Below are 1969 nucleotides of genomic sequence, written 5' to 3' on the forward strand. Positions count from 1 at the left end.
GAATCATAGGCGATGACATAGGAGAAGAAATAGGTCGAGGCGGCGTGTTCCCAGCCGAAGCCCTCGCGCATCTTCTTCTTGTCGACGATCGAATAGTCGATCGGCTCGAGCATGCCTTGCGCGCCGAGCGTGATGGCCGAGAACGGGTCGACGTCGACCAGATCCCAGGTCGGGGCGCCGCTCTTGAACTGCGCCGCGATCGCGCCTTCGGTCGGGCCGGAGCCATCCATCTTGACGGTGATGCCGGTCTCCTTGGTGAAGGCCTGGCCATAGGCGGCATCATAGGCGGTGATGGCGTCGCCGCCCCAGTTGACCAGCACCAGTTGCTTGGCTTGCGCGAAAGCGCCGGTCGAGCGCAGCAGCATCGGCGTGCCGGCCAGCACAAGTGCAGCCAGCTGCGTGAACTGCCGGCGCGAGATTTCGCCGCGCACGGCCCTGGCGGACAGCGTCTCGATGGAGTGTTTCTTGGTTTCATTTGTCATGTCAGTTCCCCTTTTTTGTCGTTGATATTTCCCGAAAGTAGGCTGGCGAATTTCAGCTTCGCCACGCCGATCGTCATTGTCCTCCGTCCGGAAGGAGGAAACCCTTTTCCGCCGGCCATGTCAGCCACACGGAATTGCCCTTGCTGAGTGCCGAGGCGGCGACCTCGTTCGGCACCGAGACCGTCACCTTGGCGCCTTGGCGCGTGGTCAGATCGAGCCGCGTCGCAGCACCGAGATAGGTCGAGGCGACTGCAGTGGCGGCGATGCCGTTCTCGCCAGTCGCAGCTTCGCGGGCGATCGACATGTATTCCGGCCGGATCGCCAGGATGGCGTCGCCACGGACCTTCTCGGCCTTGCAGCGCATCTTGACCGCGCGGTCTTCGCACAGCCCCGTCGAGCCATTGTCGGCGGGCTTGACGCCCTTCAGCGGCAGCATGTTGATCTCGCCGAGAAACTCGGCGACGAAGCGGTTGTCCGGCTTGTCGTAGACCTCATCGGGCCTGCCTACCTGCAGCAATTTGCCGTGGTTGAAGATGGCGACGCGCGATGACAGCGCCAACGCTTCGCTCTGGTCGTGGGTAACGAAGACGAAGGTGGTGCCGGTCTCCTGGTGCAGCCGCTTCATCTCGGCCTGCATCTGGCCGCGCAGGCCCTTGTCGAGCGCCGAGAACGGCTCGTCGAGCAAAAGCACGCCAGGCTCGAACACCAGCGCACGCGCCAGCGCCACGCGCTGCTGCTGGCCGCCGGACAATTGCGACGGCAGTTTCTTCTCGTGGCCCTTCAGTCCGACGCGCTCGATCATCTCGCCGACCCGGCGTTTGATCTCGTCCGACGATTTCTTGCGCACCTTGAGCGGGAAGGCGATGTTGGCCTCGACACTCATATGCGGGAACAGCGCGTAACCCTGGAACACCATGCCGGCGGCGCGCTGTTCGGCCGGTCGCTCGGTGATGTCGATGCCGTCGCTGTAAAGGCGACCGTCGGTCGGCTGAATGAAACCGGCAAGAATCATCAGGAAGGTGGTCTTGCCCGAACCCGACGGCCCGAGCAGGGTCAGGAACTCGCCGCGGCCGATATCGAGCGTCAGATCGTCCAGTGCACGGAACGAGCCGAAGCTCTTGCCGATCCCGATTGCCTTGATCTCTGCGGCCCGGCCGGGTTGCTGCATCCTGCCTTTGTCCTCAATGCTGATTGAAATCGTAGGCAGGGCGGCAGCTCACCGCAACCGAATAGTTTTCGCCTGACCGGCAAATTTGATTCATCTATGGGAGGTGTAGCGCCAAATCTCCCCCATCGAGGGGGAGATGTCGCCGAAGGCGACAGAGGGGGTCGCTGCGCGTGGAGTGGCGACTTCCTCTTTCTTTGAAAGCAGATCGGGCCGAGCCCAGTCGGACCAACCCCCTCTGGCCGCTTCGCGGCCATCTCCCCCTCAAGGGCAGGGCTATCGCATATGAGTGATGGCATTGATGAGGTAGTCGTCATTCCAG

Annotated in this window: 2 protein-coding genes; both read right to left on the minus strand. The window is 62.7% G+C overall.

The window, feature by feature from the left end; genetic code table 11:
- A partial coding sequence (locus E5W87_RS35175; RefSeq protein ID WP_292408492.1) for an extracellular solute-binding protein occupies positions 1-482 on the minus strand: 482 nt, incomplete at its 3' end.
- A gap of 73 nt (positions 483-555) precedes the next feature.
- A complete protein-coding gene (locus E5W87_RS35180; RefSeq protein WP_292408495.1) occupies positions 556-1650 on the minus strand; it encodes an ABC transporter ATP-binding protein in 1095 nt (364 codons plus the stop codon).
- Between the last annotated feature and the right edge of the window lie 319 nt (positions 1651-1969).

Origin of the sequence: Mesorhizobium sp. (assembly GCF_004962925.1) — a bacterium.
Taxonomy (GTDB): domain Bacteria; phylum Pseudomonadota; class Alphaproteobacteria; order Rhizobiales; family Rhizobiaceae; genus Mesorhizobium.

Excerpts from the sequence above, each read along its gene's own strand:
- E5W87_RS35180 (WP_292408495.1), bottom strand. The coding sequence starts at position 1,650 with ATGCAGCAACCCGGCCGGGCCGCAGAGATCAAGGCAATCGGGATCGGC.